The 647-nt window shown below is 52.2% G+C and carries 2 protein-coding genes; both read left to right on the top strand.

Going from position 1 to position 647, the window contains the following annotated elements:
- Positions 1-205: 205 nt before the first annotated feature.
- Positions 206-400 (top strand): hypothetical protein, encoded by a 195-nt coding sequence (locus H8S57_RS18420; protein ID WP_186909099.1) that lies wholly within the window; start codon positions 206-208, stop codon positions 398-400.
- 1 nt (position 401) lies between these two features.
- Entirely contained in the window at positions 402-623 is a 222-nt protein-coding gene (locus tag H8S57_RS18415; RefSeq protein ID WP_186909098.1) for a hypothetical protein, read from the top strand.
- The last annotated feature ends 24 nt before the right edge of the window (positions 624-647 follow it).

The following is a 647-nucleotide window of genomic DNA, read 5'->3' as shown; positions in this document are numbered from 1 at the left end:
CAGAACGGTTTCGTGGTATTTCGCCAGAGAACTATATTCGGTATCGCTTAAAGCATATAGGGGAACGGTACGTGAAAACAAACGCCGTCCTGGAGGCGGCGGGGAAATGGCAATAAAAAGCGCCGCTCTCCGGTATGCAGACCGGAGGGCGGCAAAGGAAATCTAAGACAAGCCTATTGTAGGGCATGGAAGGAGAAAAGTCAAGATGTCAATCCAGATTTCGATCAGCCCGCCCATGGAAGTATGCGGATCTGGAGTTGTCCGGATCAATCAGGAGGCGGCGCAAATTGTTAACCGGCTCATAGCGACCTATCGCGTCCCAGCAAAAGAAATCGTCTCGAAGATTATCATCGAAGCAGACCGGCAAGGCCTCGACGTGGTACTAAAAGGGGATGAGTGATATGACAACAAGAGTCCACACCGGCTTGCATGACAGAAACGATGAAGAGGCTGTCACCCGCGATTCGTTCGGCCATGAGATCTACCTGGATGATGTTACGTTCGAATGTACCGGAAAGGTGATGTGCCCTGAATGCTTTCAGGCGTATCTGGATGAGTTGTACAGGACGTCTCCATGGCTTCTGGCCGATGCGCTCGGCTTCGAGATCGTGAGGCACGTATGAAGGCGAACGGGAGCTGCGTCAGCT

This window comes from Lawsonibacter hominis (assembly GCF_014287895.1).
Taxonomy (GTDB): domain Bacteria; phylum Bacillota; class Clostridia; order Oscillospirales; family Oscillospiraceae; genus Lawsonibacter_A; species Lawsonibacter_A hominis.
The sequence above is the reverse complement of the archived record's forward strand: the minus strand, read 5'-3'. Positions and strand labels throughout refer to the sequence as shown.